This is a genomic window from Cetobacterium sp., assembly GCF_051658645.1.
In the GTDB taxonomy this organism is placed as follows: domain Bacteria; phylum Fusobacteriota; class Fusobacteriia; order Fusobacteriales; family Fusobacteriaceae; genus Cetobacterium_A.
In genome coordinates this window covers 13728-30159 of record NZ_JBOFMZ010000068.1, presented here as the reverse complement: position 1 = coordinate 30159, position 16432 = coordinate 13728, and the positions used below count along the sequence as shown (strand labels likewise).

Sequence of the window (16432 nt, the reverse complement as noted above, 5' to 3'; positions counted from 1 at the left end):
CATCCTTTTTATACATATTCCTTTACGATATCTAGTTTTTTAGATTCAATCTTACCAAACTGAATTTCGTAAAGTTTTCGATATATTCCATTTTTTTTCAATAATTGTTCATGATTTCCAACTTCTTTTATCTCTCCATTTTCCATTACAACAATTTTATCAGCATTTAATATTGTTGAAAGTCTGTGAGCTATAACAAATGTTGTTCTTCCATTCATTAATTTATCTAAAGCATCTTGTACTAATCTTTCTGATTCTGTATCTAATGCTGAAGTTGCTTCGTCTAATATCATTATACTCGGATTTTGAATTAAAGCCCTAGCTATTGCTATTCTTTGCTTTTGTCCTCCAGAAAGAAGTACCCCTCTTTCTCCTACCTCTGTATGAAATTTATTTGGTAATTCCATTATAAAATCATAAGCATTTGCCATTTTTGCTGCATTCATTATTTCATCATAAGAAACAGAATCTTTTCCAAAGCCTATATTTTCTCCTATAGTTCCGCTAAATAAAAATGTTTCTTGAGGAACAATTCCTATATGATTTCTATATTTTTCTAATGACATCTCTCTAATATCTACATTATTTATTTTTATACTTCCAGAAGTTATATCATAATATCTTGGTAGTAAATTTACTAGTGTTGTTTTTCCACTTCCACTTTTACCTACTAAAGCTACTACTTCTCCAGCTTTAACATCTAGATTAAAGTTTTTTAAAACTTTTTCATCTCCATCATCATACTTAAAATCTACATTTTTAAAATTGATTGTATTTATAATCTCAGGTACATCTTTTGGAGCTTCTCCAATATAATCTGCTTCTAAATCTACATCTAAAATTTCTATAACTCTATCTGCAGACGGCAAAGCTTCTTGTAACTCACTGTTTCTTTTTATCAATGTTTTTAAAGGTTGTTGCATAAGACCTATTGCTGTTATAAACGATATTAAATCTCCTGGTGTCATTGTTTCTGTTATAATTATTTGATATCCACCATAAGCAGCAACTAAAAGTATCATTATAGTTGAAAGAATCTCATTTATTGGAGAAACTTTTGCTTTTATTTTTGTAGCTTTATAAATCTTATCAAACTCATCTTGAGTTACATCTCTATATTCATTTATTATTTTATCACTTCTATTAAAACCTTTTATAACAGAAATCCCAGATAACGCTTCTTGAACAAATGCAGTTACATCTCCTACTGTATCTTGTCTAATTCTTCCAGTTTTTCTTATTTTTTTAGTATATTTTTTTACCAATGACAGTATTGCTGGTAACACTGTTAAGGATATTAAGGCTAACACTACATTAACTTGAAACATTCTAACTAAAAGAGCTAACACTGTTACAAACTCTTTTAACATATCAAATAGCATAAAACCTATTCTTCCAAGAGTTGTTGAGTCTCCAGAAAGTCTTGCCATTAAATCTCCAAGTTTATTTTGTTTGAAATAAGCTATTGGTAATTTTTGTAGATGTGAAAAAACATCTATTTTGATATCTCTTCTTATTTTTTCTGTTATATAACCTGATGATATATCAGCAAAATAATTTGCAACTACTTTTATAATTGTAGATAAAAATATTCCTCCAATTACCATTGTCATCATTTTGGAATTTTTTTTAACTAAAACATCATCTATTAAGTATTTACTTAACCATGCTGGAACAGCACTCATTAAAGAGGTTACTGTGGATAAAATTATCACTCCTATCATAGCTACTTTATACTTTAAACTATATTTTAAAAAAGTTTTTAAAGATTTATTTTTAAAAAACCCCATTATTTTCAAATCAAATTTATTCTTGTTTTCCATTTTATTTTCCTTTCAATAAAAATTCAGCATACTTTTTTGTAATATCTACTCCTGAAAGTTTTTCTCTTATTCTTTCAATATTTTTATTTACAGATCTCAAATCTTTTAAAAGTATATTTATTGTTTTTTCTATTTCTGATACAACACATTTATTTTGAAGTAGTTCTGGAAATACTTCTTCATTCAAAGTAAGATTTGGTAATGATACAAATCCAACTTTTAGTATATGCTTTGCTATAAAGTAATTGATTGCACTTGTTTTATACACTACAATAGTTGGTATCCCCATTAAAGCTAGCTCTAACGTTACTGTTCCTGATGCTGCTATTGCTATTTTACTTTTTGCTACTGCAGTTTCTAAACTTAAATCATAACTTACTTCTAAGTTTTTATATTTTGTTAAATCTTCATCAATCCATTTTAAATGTTCTTTTGAAGATAGTTTTAAAAGATATTTTTTATTTTTATTTTTATTTACAATTTCTAAAAAATGAGGCATCAAAGATTTTATTTCTTGCTTTCTACTTCCAGGAAGTAATAGAATTTTATCTTCACTTCTATCTATTTTTTTGTATCTTTCTGTAAATGGATTTCCATAATATTCTACTTTTACACCGTGTTTTTTATAGAAATCAACTTCCCAAGGAAATATAACCATAATATGGTCTGCTCGTTTTAATTTGGTTATTCTTTTCTCTCCCCATATCCAAAGCTTCGGAGGGATATAAAAGAAAACTTCTATATCTTTAATTTCATTTTTTAACATTTGAAGAAATTTAAGATTAAAACCTCCATAGTCAACCATGATAACTTTTTTTATATTTTCTTTCTTTATAAATTCTAAATACTCTTTTGCTTTGTTTTTTAAATAACTATATTTTTTTATCGCTTCTACAAATCCCATTAGAGCCAACTCATCTATATCTTGAATTATAGTAACTCCCGCTTTTTCAGAGTGCTTTCCAGCAACTCCATAAAATTGAACTGTAGAATCTAGCTGTTTAGCTTCTTTAACTAAGTATGATAAATGTAAATCTCCTGAAACTTCTCCTGTTGAAACAAATATTTTCATATTTTCACTCCAATAATAAATATATTATTTTTTTCAGCTAATTCGATACATTCTTCCATATCTAAAAATAACATTTTATTAGCTTCAGCTACTATCCCTTTTGCTTTTATTTCTACTGCTTTTTTTATTGTTCCTATTCCAACTGCAGGTATATCTACTCTCATATCTTGCTGTGGTCTCGCCATTTTTATTATAATACAATCTTCTTTTGCATATTCTCCAGCTCTTTCAATAGTTTTATCTGTTCCTTCTATTCCCTCTAAAGCAACTACAGAAGAATCTTTACACACTACTGTTTGACCTGCATCGACTAAACTTAAAGCTTTTGCTGCTTCAATACCTATTTTTACTGTTTTTTGATCTTCTTTAGAAAGAGTGTTTTGTGTATAAGTTACTGCTTTAAACATCATATCTCCTAAAAGATGATTTTGAGGTAAAACCTTTATTTTATTTAATCTTAAAAAAGATATTACTCCAAATAACAATGTTTCATCCTTTTTATCTGGAAGTTTTTTCATCAACTCTTCGCCAAAATAATCTAGTTTCATATCTCCAAATAATATTGATTTCTCAACTTTTCCAAGCATTACTACTTCTTTAACATCATTTAAAAGTAAAAATTTTACAATCTCGCCTATCTCGCCTATGTTAAATTTTCGGTAGTTTTTATGAGCTTTTATTTCGTCTTCAATACTATCAAAAAGACCTATTAAGTATACCTCTATTCCTTTCGATACAGCTTCTCTAAGGAAATATAGAGGTAACTTTCCGTTACCTACTATTATCCCAATTTTTTTCATTATCTTGTAATCCCCCTATTACTACTTCTAATAAATTCTACAAGATATTTTATATTTTTATCCTCTGAAAATTCTACTTCTAACTGAGCTAAAGCATCTTTCAAAGGAGCACCATTTCTAAAAATTATTCTATATGCTTTTTTTAAATTCAAACGATCCTCTTCAGTAAATCCTTTTCTTCTAAGTCCTACTGAGTTTAAGCCTCTTATAACAGCTTTGTTGCCCTCTGCCATCACAAATGGACATATATCTTGGTTTATAGCACTTCCACCACCAATCATCGAATAAGATCCTATTCTACAAAATTGATGAACTGGTGTTAAACCACCAATTATTGCGAAATCATCTACAGTTACGTGACCAGCTAAAGTTACTCCATTTGCCAATATACAACTATCTCCCACTATAACATCGTGTGCTACATGAACATAAGCCATTAATAAGTTGTTTGAACCTATTCTTGTTTCCCATCTATCATCTGTTCCTCTGTGTATTGTTACAAACTCTCTTATATTATTATTGTTTCCAATTATAGTTTTTGTAGGCTCGTTTTTATATTTTAAGTCTTGTGAAGCCTTTCCTATAGAAACAAATGAATAAATTGTATTGTTTTCTCCAATCTCTGTTATACCTTCAACTACAACATGTGATTGTAAGATTGTATTTTTTCCTATTTTTACATCTTTTCCTACTATGCAAAATGGACCTATTTTTACTCCTGCTTCAAGTATTGCTCCCTCTTCAACTATAGCGGTATTATGAACTTCAATCACTTTTTTCACCCTACTCTCTATTTTTCCATAATTGTAAACGTAAATGATACCTCTGTTACTACTTTACCATCTACTTTTGCTACTCCTGTAGCTTTTACTATATTTCTTCTTAATTTATTTACTTGTACTTCATATATTAATTGGTCTCCTGGTCTAACTGGAGCTTTAAATTTTACATTTTCTATCGCTGCAAAATAAGGTACTTTTTCTCCTGTATCATCTAAAACAAGCACTCCTAAACACTGAGCAATACCTTCAACTATTAAAACACCTGGCATTATTGGATGTCCTGGGAAATGTCCATTAAAAAATTCTTCGTTTATAGTTACATTTTTTAATCCAACTATTTTTTGTTCTTCTTTATCCAACTCTAAAATTCTATCAACTAATAAAAATGGATATCTGTGGGGTATTCTTTTCATTATTTCCATAACATCTAACATTATTTTTCCTCCTGATTTTTAAGTAATTTTGCAAATTCTATATCTAAAGCATGACCTGCTTTTATAGCTATAATATGACCTTTAATTGGTCTGTTTAAGACTTTTAAGTCTCCAATTAAATCTAAAATTTTGTGTCTCACAAATTCATCTTCGTATCTCAATCCATCAGGATTTAAAACGCCATCTTCTTTTACAACAATTGCATTATCTAAAGTTCCACCTAATGCTAGATTATTCTTTTTTAAGTAATCAACTTCATAATCAAATCCAAATGTTCTAGCATTTGCAATTTCATTTTTATAAGATTCTTTATTTAAAATAACTTCTAACATCTGACTTTTTAAAAATGTATGATCAAACTTTATTGTGTAAGTTATTTTGTAACCATCAAATGGTAAAGCTACTATGTGCTTGTCTCCAAGAGTTAAACTTAATGGTTCTTTTATTACAATTTCATCAACATTTTCTTCTAACTCTTTTATTCCTACACTCTCAATAACTTTTAAAAATATACTAGCACTACCATCACCTATAGGCAATTCATTTCCATCTAATTCTATAACTAAATCAGTTATTTCTAGTATATAAAGAGCTGATAAAAAGTGTTCAATTGTATAAATCGCTGCGCCGAATTCATTTTTTAAATTTGTTCCTCTTGTTAAATCAAAAGTATTTTCTAAATTCAATAGAATTATATTCTTTCCAGCTTCTAAATCAACTCTTTTAAAAACTATTCCACCAGTTTCTGCTGGAACAAGATTCATCTTTATTCCCTCTCCTTTATGAAGTCCTATACCACTATATTGAACAGCTTTATTAAGAGTTTTTCTTTTCATACCTTTCTCCTTTGAACTATGCTTTAGTTAAAAACTTTGTTGCTAAAACCAAAGCGATATCTTTTTTTCCATCTACAAATTGAACTCCTATTTTTTTCTCTGATATTTCAACTACTTTTCCCAATCCAAATTTTGAATGTATTACTTTTTCACCCATTCCAAACGGAGAATTGGCAATATTCTTTAGTGTTTTTAAATCATTTGCATCTATAATATTTTTAAATCCTGTTAATTTAGTTCCTACAGGTGAAAGTCTCGTTTTTGGAAGCATCTCTTGAGCTCTTTCCATTCTTTCTAAAACTCCTTCAGGAAGTTCATCTATAAATCTAGACTTCATCTTTCCTAAAAGTTCTCCATATACAAATCTACTTTTAGCATGAGTTATATACAATTTTTCTTCAGCTCTTGTTATTGCAACATAACATAGTCTTCTTTCCTCTTCAAGCTCTTCTGGATTAAATAAAACTTTCTTAGATCCTGGGAAGATATCATCTTCTACACCTGTTAAGAATACAACTGGAAACTCTAATCCTTTAGAGTTATGAATCGTCATAAGTTTAATATAGTCTGCATCTCCTTCTAACTCATCGGTTGCACTAACTAAAGATATATTCTCTAAATATTCTCTAAGATTTAAGAAATCTACTGTTTTTTCTAATTCTACTATTGAATTTTTAAGTTCTTCTACATTTTCAATTCTTCCTTCAGCTTCTGATCCATAAGTTGAATTTAAGTATGTAAAGTATCCAACTCTTCTTATCAGTTCATCAAACACTTCGCTAACTGATCCATCACAACTAACTGCTATTAAATCTTTAAGTGTAGTATATAGCTCATCTAGAGCTATTTTTACTCCCGCTGTTAACCCTGATATTTCTGTTCCTCTTCCAAGAGCTTCAAACATTGGAATTCCTTGTTTATTTGCAAAATCTCTTATTTTTTCAATTCCTTTATCACCAATTTTTCTCTTTGGAACATTTATAATTCTATTCAAATTTATTGTATCTTGTGGGTTATTTATTACTGTCAAATATGCAATTATATCTTTTATCTCTGCTCTTTGATAGAATTGCATTCCACCAAAAACTTTATAAGGTATATTATATTTCAATAACCCCTCTTCAAAAAGTCTAGATTGAGCATTTGTTCTATAAAGAATTGTAAAATCTTTATAATTTTTACCATAATTTTTTCTTTTTACAATTTCTTCAATTATGTAATTAACTTCTGATCTTCCATCCATACACTCTTTTATTGTTATTAATTCACCTTGTGGTTTTTTAGTCCAAAGATTTTTATCTTTTGAAGTTTTATTATTTCTTATTATTTCATTAGCTGCTGTCAGTATTGCAGATGTCGAACGATAATTTTCTTCTAATTTTACAACTAAGGCGTCTTTATATTCTTTTTCAAAATCTAATATATTTTTTATATTAGCTCCTCTAAATCCATAAATACTTTGGTTTTCATCTCCAACTACACATATATTTCTATATTTTGAAGCTATTTTAGTTATTATATTATACTGAATATTATTCGTATCTTGATATTCATCTACCATGATATATCTAAATTTTTCTTGAAGTTTTTCTAATATTTCAGGTATTTCTAAAAGTTTATATAGATTTACTAATATATCTGAAAAATCCATTCCATTATTTTCTTTCAAAACTCCTATATATCTTCTATAACATTCTAAAACTATTTTATAATGAGTATCAAATTTATTATCTTTTTCATAATCTGAAACAGTTATACTATTTTCTTTCAATTTTGAAATTATAGATACAACAATTCCTTCTGTTAAAGATTTATCTGTTAAAACAAGTTCTTTCATTATATTTCTAACAACTCGTTTTTGATCGTCCATATCATATATTGTAAAGTTTGAACCATAACCTAATTTTTCACCATAAACTCTTAATAACCTTACTCCAAAAGAGTGGAATGTTGAAATTATAGCTTTGTGAGCATCATCTCCAACTAAATTTTCAACCCTCTCTCTCATCTCTTTAGCAGCTTTATTCGTAAAAGTTACTGCCAATATTTTATAAGGTGAGATTCCTTTTTCATTTATCATATGAGCTATTCTATAAGTTATTGTTCTTGTTTTTCCAGAACCTGCTCCTGCAAGTATTAGTAATGGTCCTTCGATTTTTTGAGCCGCAGCTCTTTGTTTCTCGTTTAATCTATCTAATATACTCATATTTTCTCCCTTAAAATTATACCATATAATTATATAACTATTCAAATAAAATACCCGATTTTCCAATAGTTTTTTGGACTTTATCGGGTATCACTAACATTTTTTCTATTCAAGTTCTTCTTTTGATCTCTCTGAGAAAAATTTTGTTAAATTTACTAATATGTAATAACAAGTAATTATAAACATACTATATTTTAATGTTGCTAATACTAAAATTATAAACGGTAATAAAAGTTTTTTAGGAATAAATTTAAATACTTTATCAGGTGTTTTAAATGGAATTGTACTTACCATTAATATTGCAGCTAATAAAGTAATTCCTACAAATGCCTCGACTGAAAATAGATCAATACCTGTACTATTTCTCAATGTTTCTACAAATAAAAGATATGAACATACTACAGATGCTCCTGATGGGATTGGCATTCCACTGAAATCATCTTTTTCACTTGATGCTGTTGTCACTATATTAAACTTTACTAACCTCATAACTCCACAAAGTGCATAAATAAAAGAAACCGGAATTACAAAAGATTTCATACTATCTGTACTTTTTAATACTGAATAAACTAATATTCCAGGCGCTAATCCAAAAGATATTGCATCACAAAAAGAGTCAAACTCTTTCCCAAATTCACTAAATGCATCTAGTTTTCTTGCTGTCTGGCCATCTAGACCATCACATATCATCGCTAATATTATAAACCAAATAGCTTTTGAAAAATCCCCCGCTATTGAAGCCGTAATACTAAGATAACCTAAAAACATATTCGCTGCTGTAATTGCATTAGGTGCAATATACTTTCTTTCTACCATTTTCAACCATCTCCCTATTTTTACAAATCTATTTGATTTTATCATAAATATAGGATAAAATCAACTTATCTATACTTTTCAAATATTTGAACGAAAGAGAGAAACTATGAATAGAAAAAACTTTTTAAATTTTTTTAAAAACGAAGATGAATTTTTAATAGCTTCAATCTTTGAAGATATATCTCTTTGTTTAGAGATTGAATACCCCGTTTATGGAAACTGTTTTTTAACACCTCAAATTTGGTTGAAATTAACCAATCTTTGCGAAAGTATTGATTTGAGTGTTTTTAAATATGGCTTAACATCATTAAGTGAAAAACAGCTTATCGTTTTCACTCCAAAAAATTTCGATTCAAATTTATTGGAATCACCAATTACTTTTTTTAAAATTGATGCTTTTAATAAATTTAAAGAATTACAACACAAAGATTTTTTAGGCTCTATCATGAGCTTAGGTTTAAAAAGAGAGACTTTAGGAGATATATTAGTTAAAGATAATATCGGTTTTTGTATTGCTTTAACTAGTACATACAACATTATCAAAACTTCTCTTCAACAGATCAATACTATCCCTATAAAAATTTTAGATATTTCTCCTAATGAAATACCTGAACCTCAATTTAAAGATTTTTCAGAAACAATATCCTCTTTTAGGTTAGATTCTATTATATCTTCTATATCTAATTTTTCTAGAACTATCTCAGTAAATCTAATTGAAAGTGGTGATATTATGGTTAATTATACAGTTGAAAAAAGTAAAAGTAAAATTGTAGAGATAGGTTCTGTTATTACAATTAGAAAAAAAGGTAAATTTATCCTATATAAAACTCTAGGAGAAAATAAAAAAGGTAAATTTAAAATATTAATAAAACAATATATTTAAGGAGGGTTTTATGAAAACTGTCAAAACTATAGATGCTATAGGAATGATTTTATGCCACGATATTACAAAAATTGTTCCAGGTGAATTCAAAGGTGTCGCTTTTAAAAAAGGACATATCATTATAGAAGAAGACATCCCTGAACTTTTAAAATTAGGAAAAGACAATCTTTTTGTTTGGGAACATAAAGAGGGAACTCTTCACGAAAATGATGCTGCAATTAGAATAAAAAATCATATTGCTGGTTCTGGCTTAGAATTTTCTAGCATTAAAGAAGGGAAAATAGATTTTATTGCTGCTCAAGATGGTCTTTTGAAAGTTGATGTTGATGAACTCTTTAAAATAAATAGTCTAAGAGAAATTATCGTTGCAACTTTACACAACAATACTCCTATAAAAAAAGGAACTAAAGTTGCTGGAACAAGAGTTATACCACTTATTATAAAAGAAGACAAAATTTTAGAAATGGAGCGCATTTCTATAAAAGAAATAATTAAAATTTTACCTATAAAACCAAAAAAAATTGCAATTATTACAACTGGAAACGAAGTTTTTTATGGTCGTATCAAAGATAAATTTGGACCTATTTTAAGCAACAAAGTAAAAGAATACGGTTGTGAAATTGTTTATCATACTTTCTCTTCAGATGACAAAGAGATGATAAAAGAAAAAATTAATGAAGCTTTAAAAAGTGATGCTGAAGTTATCTTGTGCACAGGAGGAATGTCAGTTGACCCTGATGATAGAACACCTCTTGCAATAAAAGAAATGGGTGGAGAGTTGATTACTTATGGTTCTCCTGTTCTTCCTGGAGCTATGCTATTACTTGCTTATTATAAAAACAAATCTATTTTAGGGCTTCCTGGTTGTGTAATGCATTCAAAAAGAACTGCTTTTGACTTGATTTTACCGCGTATTTTAGCAGATGAAAAAATATCTTTTTCAGATATTTCTAAATGTGGACATGGTGGTCTTTGTTTAGACTGTCCAACATGTTCTTTCCCACATTGTTCATTTGGAAAGTAATACATCAAATCAAATATATATAGGAAAAGAGACTCTAGCAAAGGTTAAAAAACCTTTTACTAAAGTCTCTTTTTTTAATAAACTCTTATTGTTTGAGAATATTTTTTATGTTCATTTGAATTTAATTTCTGAATATTTCTTTTACTTTCTACTGTATTAGAGTTCTCTGTAAAATCTGTTATTCCAGCCCAAGGCTCTAAACATATAAACTCACTTGAATCAGTACTAGTCCAGATTGTAAGAGTTGATAAATTTTCGAATCCAAATTCTACTCCATGAGTTGAATTTAGATGCTTTATATTTATTTTATCGTTCTCTAATCCTTCAAATACTAAAGCATCTTTTTGGAATTTTTCTTTTGATAATATAAACTTTTGAGAGAAAGTGTATTTTTCTGTATTAGATGATAAAAAACTATTGTTTTTTTCATCTATTTTGTATAAATCACACTCTTTATTTGAAAATTCTAAATAATAATTTTCAAAATTCTTATCTCCATTATAGTTGCAATAAAAAGCTGTATGTCCTCCTATATGATAATACATCTCAATAACTCCATTGTTTTTAACTATATAGTTATGATGTAAAATATCATCTTCCAATACATATTCAACTATTAAAGAAAAGTTATAAGGATACATTTTCTCTATAAATGCACTTGGTTTCAATTCAAATTTCACAGTAGTTTCAGTTTGTTCTAAAATTTCAAAATTTACATCTCTTGCAAAACCATGCTTTGTCATTGGAAGAGTAACTCTTTCATCTTTACCTAAAGTATAATCAATTTTTCCAGTTACAATATTTCCTATAAATGGAAATAGATTAGGTGCACTTTTCTTAAAGCTACCTTCTTTTCCTGGCCAAATATATTCAATATCATTACTTTTATTTTTTATACTTTTAAGTTCAGCACCAAATTTATTTATAAGTATAACTAACTTTTTATTTTCTATTTTTATCATGAGATTATCCCCCTGTGTAAAATTAGTATTGAACTAAATTTGGAAATTGAGAATCTAAAATTTCATCCATGTTAGATGTAAATTCTGCATTCTCCTCGTTCTTCAAGAATTCAACTACATCTCCAGTAATTTCTATTCTCTCAATAACATCTCCTTGTTTTACAGCGTCTACAACTTTTTGATCTGCTTCAGAAACAACTTCTCCAAATATTGTATGCTTATAGTTTAACCATGGAGTTTCTACATGTGTAATGAAGAATTGAGAACCATTTGTATCTGGTCCTGCATTAGCCATTGCTAAGACTCCTTTTTTATCAAAAACTACACCTTCTTGGAATTCATCTATAAAGTTGTATCCTGGTCCACCTGCACCAGTTCCTGTAGGGTCTCCTCCTTGAATCATAAAGTCTTCAAGTACTCTATGGAACTTAATTCCGTTGTAATATTCTCTCATAGCTAAATGAGCGAAGTTTAAAACTGTTACTGGAGCTACTTCAGGGAAAAGAACTAAGTTTATTTCACCTCTTTTTGTAACTATTTTAGCGTTTAATTTAACTTTGTTCATAATTTTTACCTCCATATTTTTTCCTAATATAATTTTTGGTTTTGCAAACATCTTTTTCGAAAGAAAAAATACAATAAATACTGCCAATAAAATTAAAATCTGTCTGAATCCTTTTTCCATTCCTACCTAGTCCTCCATTTTAAAAGCTTCTTTATATGTTTCTAAAAGTTCTTCCTCTGAAATGACCCCATAAATTTCATAAGGCCATTTTGATTCAAACTTTCTTTTTAGTTGATTCATATCTTTTTCTATTAATAGATATTTTTCTTCTATTTCTCTAAGTTTCTCTCTAATCGGTTGTAGCTTATAGATTATATCAAATTGTTCCTCTTCTTGTATAGTATCTTTTAATAAATTTTCTAAATTTTGTTCTTCAGCCGCTAAAACATTATATATTTCTAATATTTTTTCCTTTTTATCTAAAATTCTATTTAAATTGTATTTAAAGAATTTTTTTACAACTGATGCTCCTGAATTATTTTTAAGTAATTCTCTTCTAGAAATATCTTTTTCAATTTTTTCTACTGACAGCTTATTTTTTTCTCTTATTTCTTCTAGCATATTTTGAAAAGCTACAAATTCATCTTCAGACATATTCTCAACTTTCATTTCTAAAAGTGCTCCATATATTCTTTCATATGATGTTATTACTTTTTCTTCTAAAAGTTCAACTCCCGAAAGATCTCCCAACTCTTTTAATTTATCTATTTGTGCTGATGTTATTTTTAGAACTGTTAAAATAACTTCTTGTGCATATGCTCTAAATTTTTCCTTTTCCATCTATTTTTCCTTTCCTCTTTTCATAGATTTTCCAGCTAAAACTCCCATAGAACATGCTGCTTGAATATTGTATCCACCTGTATCACCGTCTACATCAAGTATTTCTCCAACTAGATATAAACCTGGAACTTTTTTGGACTCCATTGTTTTAGAATTAACTTCTTCAAGAGCTACTCCACCTTTAGTTACCATAGCTGTTTCAAAACTTCCTACCTTTGATATTTCCATCTTATTAGATGTTAAAAGTTTAACTAATATTTCTCTCTTTTCTTTTGATAATTGAGCTAGTTTTAAATCTTCTGCTACTTCTGCTGCAGTTAAAATTCTTCTGATAAATCTTTCAGGTAAAAAGTATTGTCCCAATACTTTTTTTACTGTTTTTTTTCCATCTAAATTCATTTCATCTATAATTTCTCTATTTAAGAATTCATAATCTTTACCTATATAATTTATTTCTAAACTAGAACCATTCTCTATATATCTAGAATTATCTAGAATACCTGGACCACTAAAGTTTGTATGAGTTAATAAAACTGCTCCTTTATTTTGAATCACTTTTTTATTATCTTTCCAAATAGTAATTTTAGTATCTTGGAAACTTATTCCTGATAACTCCTCAAACATATAATCTTTTACAAAGATAGGTGCTAAAGCTGGTGCTGGAGGAACTATTTTATGTCCTAACTCTTTTGCCATTATATATCCGTCTCCTGTTGTTCCAACTCCAGGATATGATTTTCCACCTGTAGCTATAGCTACTTTATCACATATATAAGTTTCGTTCTCTGTATTTATTATGAATTCATCGCCATCTTTAGAAATATTTTCAATTTTTACATTATGAACTATTGTAACCTTTAATTTTTCTAACTTCAATTTTAAAAGGTTTACAACATCTAAAGAACTAAATGTTTCTGGAAAATACTTTCCACTTTCTTCAACTAAGATTAAAGGTAATCCATTCTTTTTAAAAAATTCTATAAATTTTTCTGGTGAATATTTATTTAAAGATTCTTTTAAAAATTTACCATTCGCTCCATACTTTTCTAAAAATTCTTTTGTTGCACCTGTATGAGTTAGATTACACTTTCCACTACCTGCAATTAATATTTTATTTCCAATACGTTTGTTTTTTTCTAATAAAGCTACTTTTAAATTGTTTTCTGCTGCTGTAATAGCTGTGAAAATTCCAGCAGGACCTCCACCAACTACTATCAAATCAAAACTATTCATTATCTAGCTCCATAATATTGGTAGTAATGACACTTTATTCCACCGTTGTATAGTTTTCTATTTTTTGTGGCTTTTCTTCCAAAAGCTTTTTCAAATGTTTCAAATGATGTTATTATATAGTAAGACCATTTTGGATATCTCATTAAGAATATATCTCCCATTAGCCCATATAATCTTTCAACTGCATCTTCATCTAAAAGACGATCTCCATAAGGAGGATTTGTTATTATACACCCTTTTTCAATATCGTTTTCTAATTCTAAAAAGTTCATACATTTAAACTCTATCTCTTCATCTACTCCAGCTTTTATTGCATTTAATTTAGCAACCATCAATGTTTCTTCATCTATATCAGAAGCATATATTTTTACTTCTTTATCATAATCTTCTCTAGAAAAAGCTTCATCTCTTAAATCAACCCATAATTGTTCTTCAATAATTGGCCATTTTTCTGATGCAAAGTTTCTATTTACTCCTGGAGCGATATTTCTAGCTATCATAGCACCTTCAATTGCAATAGTTCCTGTTCCACACATTGGATCTAAAAGAGGTCTATCTCCACCTTTCCAACGGCTTAACAGCACTAATGCAGCTGCCATAGTTTCTTTTAAAGGAGCTTCGTTTATTAAGTTTCTATAACCTCTTTTATGTAATCCTTCTCCACTTGTATCAATCATAACTAAGAATATATCATTATGTGCTTGTATTTTAACTCTATAAGCTCCCGCAGTTTCTACAAGGCTATCTGTTTGGTAAGCTACTCTAAGTCTTTCAACTATTGATTTTTTTACTATTCTTTGAATATCTGATTTTGAGAATAATTTACATTTTACTGAACTTACCCAACTTATTGGAAACTCTCCATCTACTGATATTATATTCTCCCATGGTAATCTCTTGATATTTTCAAATAAACTATCAAATGTCAGAGCTTTAAATTCTCCCATTTTTATAAAAACTCTATCTGCACATCTTAAATGTAAATTAGCTTCTACTATATCTTTTTCGTCTCCGTCAAATTCAACTCTACCATTAAAAGTTTCAATATTTTCAAATCCTAATGCACTACATTCATCTTTTACAACACTCTCTAATCCCATTGTTGCTGATGCTATTAATCTGTATTTTTTCATTTATTCGCTCTCCTTTTTTTTAAACAATCTAAATATATAAATTTTATAACTACAAATATTGGAACTCCTAAAAACATTCCAAGAGGACCAAAAAAACTTCCGCATACCATGACTGCAATAATAGTCCAAAAACTACTCATTCCAACTGACTGCTGCATTATTTTAGGCCCTATTACAAAACCGTCTACTGCTTGCCCTAGTGATATAGCTGCAAATAGATATACAACTTTAAACGGCGCTGCTAATAATATTAAAAATGTAGCTATTGCTCCTGCAACTATTGAACCTACATAAGGAATCATATTGCCAACTCCTACCATAACTCCACTTAATAGTGCATATGGAACTTTAGCTATAAACAAAACTAAGAATACTATCAATCCTACAACAGCTGAAGTTAAAACTCTCCCGAGTATATATTTTAAAAATACATCATTTACTCTTCTTATAAAATTAACTCCATATTCAGAGTTTTCTTTTGTTGTAAAAAGTAAAAATATATTTTCTAAAAACTTCATAAAATATTCTTTACTATACATTAGATATAGCGATATAAATACTCCTATGAAGAAATTTAATATACCCACTAGACTTTTTAATACTCCTGCTCCTAAATCAAACGCTAAATTTTTGAAGTTTCCTAAATTAGTTTTTATAAATTTTACTAGATTTTCTTCAATCTCTGCTGGGTTAAAAAAAAGAAGATTTTTAGATTTTAAAAAAACTAACAAGTGTTCTGTATTTGAAGTTAAACTACTAACCATAGTTGGAAACTTTTCTGCTAAATCAGAAATACTAGTTATTATATTCGGTATTACTATTAGAATCAAGCCAATTATAACCGTAAAAACTATTATTAAACTCAATAAAATAGACCAAGCTCTTTTTAATTTGAGTTTATTTTCAAATACTTTAACTAATGGACTTACCAATATAGCTATAAATATAGCATATATAAATGGCTTGATTGAACTTACTAATTCATTTACAATCAATCCAAAAGAGCTATTATACTGAAAAAAAGTTTGTAGTAATACTAATATAAAACCTATAATAAAAATATGTATATGCTCTTTTTTCATT

The 16432-nt window shown here is 28.2% G+C and carries 16 protein-coding genes; 2 read left to right on the top strand and 14 right to left on the bottom strand.

The window, feature by feature from the left end; translation table 11 throughout:
* Positions 1-8 precede the first annotated feature (8 nt).
* From ACRCZX_RS08700 to pssA, 8 genes are all read right to left on the bottom strand, one after another.
* On the bottom strand, positions 9-1799 hold the full coding sequence (locus tag ACRCZX_RS08700; protein WP_438582556.1) for an ABC transporter ATP-binding protein: 1791 nt from the start codon (positions 1797-1799) through the stop codon (positions 9-11).
* A gap of 25 nt (positions 1800-1824) precedes the next feature.
* On the bottom strand, positions 1825-2895 hold the full coding sequence (lpxB, locus tag ACRCZX_RS08695) for a lipid-A-disaccharide synthase (protein ID WP_438582536.1): 1071 nt from the start codon (positions 2893-2895) through the stop codon (positions 1825-1827).
* Complete coding sequence (locus ACRCZX_RS08690) at positions 2892-3695, bottom strand: LpxI family protein (protein WP_438582535.1); 804 nt, start codon at positions 3693-3695, stop codon at positions 2892-2894. The genes lpxB and ACRCZX_RS08690 overlap by 4 nt, the downstream gene beginning before the upstream one ends.
* A complete protein-coding gene (lpxA, locus tag ACRCZX_RS08685; RefSeq protein WP_438582555.1) occupies positions 3695-4468 on the bottom strand; it encodes an acyl-ACP--UDP-N-acetylglucosamine O-acyltransferase in 774 nt (257 codons plus the stop codon). Before lpxA ends, ACRCZX_RS08690 begins: the two co-directional genes overlap by 1 nt.
* Positions 4469-4485: 17 nt before the next feature.
* Positions 4486-4911, bottom strand: coding sequence for a 3-hydroxyacyl-ACP dehydratase FabZ (gene fabZ / locus ACRCZX_RS08680; RefSeq protein ID WP_438582534.1), 426 nt, complete (start codon positions 4909-4911; stop codon positions 4486-4488).
* Positions 4911-5747, bottom strand: coding sequence for a UDP-3-O-acyl-N-acetylglucosamine deacetylase (gene lpxC / locus ACRCZX_RS08675; protein WP_438582533.1), 837 nt, complete (start codon positions 5745-5747; stop codon positions 4911-4913). Before lpxC ends, fabZ begins: the two co-directional genes overlap by 1 nt.
* Positions 5748-5763: 16 nt before the next feature.
* Positions 5764-7953: an ATP-dependent helicase gene (locus tag ACRCZX_RS08670; protein WP_438582532.1), complete on the bottom strand. Its 2190-nt coding sequence runs from the start codon at positions 7951-7953 to the stop codon at positions 5764-5766.
* A gap of 105 nt (positions 7954-8058) precedes the next feature.
* On the bottom strand, positions 8059-8769 hold the full coding sequence (gene pssA, locus ACRCZX_RS08665) for a CDP-diacylglycerol--serine O-phosphatidyltransferase (RefSeq protein WP_438582531.1): 711 nt from the start codon (positions 8767-8769) through the stop codon (positions 8059-8061).
* Between the two features lie 106 nt (positions 8770-8875).
* Here pssA and ACRCZX_RS08660 point away from each other — a divergent pair, with 106 nt between their 5' ends.
* Complete coding sequence (locus ACRCZX_RS08660; RefSeq protein ID WP_438582530.1) at positions 8876-9652, top strand: YlmH/Sll1252 family protein; 777 nt, start codon at positions 8876-8878, stop codon at positions 9650-9652.
* 10 nt (positions 9653-9662) lie between these two features.
* The gene (locus tag ACRCZX_RS08655; protein ID WP_438582529.1) at positions 9663-10676 is read left to right on the top strand and encodes a molybdopterin-binding protein; all 1014 of its coding nucleotides are present in this window, start codon (positions 9663-9665) and stop codon (positions 10674-10676) included.
* Positions 10677-10750: 74 nt separating this feature from the next.
* Here ACRCZX_RS08655 and ACRCZX_RS08650 read toward each other — a convergent pair whose 3' ends face one another.
* The 6 genes from ACRCZX_RS08650 to ACRCZX_RS08625 all read right to left on the bottom strand — a co-directional run bounded on the left by ACRCZX_RS08650 (position 10751) and on the right by ACRCZX_RS08625 (position 16431).
* Positions 10751-11638 (bottom strand): aldose 1-epimerase family protein, encoded by an 888-nt coding sequence (locus tag ACRCZX_RS08650; RefSeq protein ID WP_438582528.1) that lies wholly within the window; start codon positions 11636-11638, stop codon positions 10751-10753.
* 22 nt (positions 11639-11660) lie between these two features.
* Positions 11661-12203, bottom strand: a complete 543-nt coding sequence (locus ACRCZX_RS08645; RefSeq protein WP_438582554.1) for a peptidylprolyl isomerase — start codon at positions 12201-12203, stop codon at positions 11661-11663.
* A 126-nt stretch (positions 12204-12329) separates the two neighbouring features.
* Positions 12330-12983 carry a hypothetical protein gene (locus ACRCZX_RS08640; RefSeq protein ID WP_438582527.1) on the bottom strand — a complete coding sequence of 218 codons (654 nt, stop codon included), beginning with the start codon at positions 12981-12983 and terminating at the stop codon, positions 12330-12332.
* The gene (locus tag ACRCZX_RS08635; protein WP_438582526.1) at positions 12984-14216 is read right to left on the bottom strand and encodes an NAD(P)/FAD-dependent oxidoreductase; all 1233 of its coding nucleotides are present in this window, start codon (positions 14214-14216) and stop codon (positions 12984-12986) included.
* Positions 14216-15349 carry a THUMP domain-containing class I SAM-dependent RNA methyltransferase gene (locus ACRCZX_RS08630; protein WP_438582525.1) on the bottom strand — a complete coding sequence of 378 codons (1134 nt, stop codon included), beginning with the start codon at positions 15347-15349 and terminating at the stop codon, positions 14216-14218. Before ACRCZX_RS08630 ends, ACRCZX_RS08635 begins: the two co-directional genes overlap by 1 nt.
* Positions 15346-16431, bottom strand: a complete 1086-nt coding sequence (locus ACRCZX_RS08625) for an AI-2E family transporter (RefSeq protein ID WP_438582524.1) — start codon at positions 16429-16431, stop codon at positions 15346-15348. Before ACRCZX_RS08625 ends, ACRCZX_RS08630 begins: the two co-directional genes overlap by 4 nt.
* Position 16432 lies beyond the last annotated feature (1 nt).

Bases quoted from the DNA above. Each gene is read 5' to 3' on its own strand.
- lpxB (WP_438582536.1), bottom strand. From the start codon at position 2,895: ATGAAAATATTTGTTTCAACAGGAGAAGTTTCAGGAGATTTACATTTA.
- ACRCZX_RS08690 (WP_438582535.1), bottom strand. From the start codon at position 3,695: ATGAAAAAAATTGGGATAATAGTAGGTAACGGAAAGTTACCTCTATAT.
- fabZ (WP_438582534.1), bottom strand. From the start codon at position 4,911: ATGTTAGATGTTATGGAAATAATGAAAAGAATACCCCACAGATATCCA.
- lpxC (WP_438582533.1), bottom strand. From the start codon at position 5,747: ATGAAAAGAAAAACTCTTAATAAAGCTGTTCAATATAGTGGTATAGGA.
- ACRCZX_RS08670 (WP_438582532.1), bottom strand. From the start codon at position 7,953: ATGAGTATATTAGATAGATTAAACGAGAAACAAAGAGCTGCGGCTCAA.
- pssA (WP_438582531.1), bottom strand. From the start codon at position 8,769: ATGGTAGAAAGAAAGTATATTGCACCTAATGCAATTACAGCAGCGAAT.
- ACRCZX_RS08660 (WP_438582530.1), top strand. From the start codon at position 8,876: ATGAATAGAAAAAACTTTTTAAATTTTTTTAAAAACGAAGATGAATTT.
- ACRCZX_RS08655 (WP_438582529.1), top strand. From the start codon at position 9,663: ATGAAAACTGTCAAAACTATAGATGCTATAGGAATGATTTTATGCCAC.
- ACRCZX_RS08650 (WP_438582528.1), bottom strand. From the start codon at position 11,638: ATGATAAAAATAGAAAATAAAAAGTTAGTTATACTTATAAATAAATTT.
- ACRCZX_RS08645 (WP_438582554.1), bottom strand. From the start codon at position 12,203: ATGAACAAAGTTAAATTAAACGCTAAAATAGTTACAAAAAGAGGTGAA.
- ACRCZX_RS08640 (WP_438582527.1), bottom strand. From the start codon at position 12,983: ATGGAAAAGGAAAAATTTAGAGCATATGCACAAGAAGTTATTTTAACA.
- ACRCZX_RS08635 (WP_438582526.1), bottom strand. From the start codon at position 14,216: ATGAATAGTTTTGATTTGATAGTAGTTGGTGGAGGTCCTGCTGGAATT.
- ACRCZX_RS08630 (WP_438582525.1), bottom strand. From the start codon at position 15,349: ATGAAAAAATACAGATTAATAGCATCAGCAACAATGGGATTAGAGAGT.
- ACRCZX_RS08625 (WP_438582524.1), bottom strand. From the start codon at position 16,431: ATGAAAAAAGAGCATATACATATTTTTATTATAGGTTTTATATTAGTA.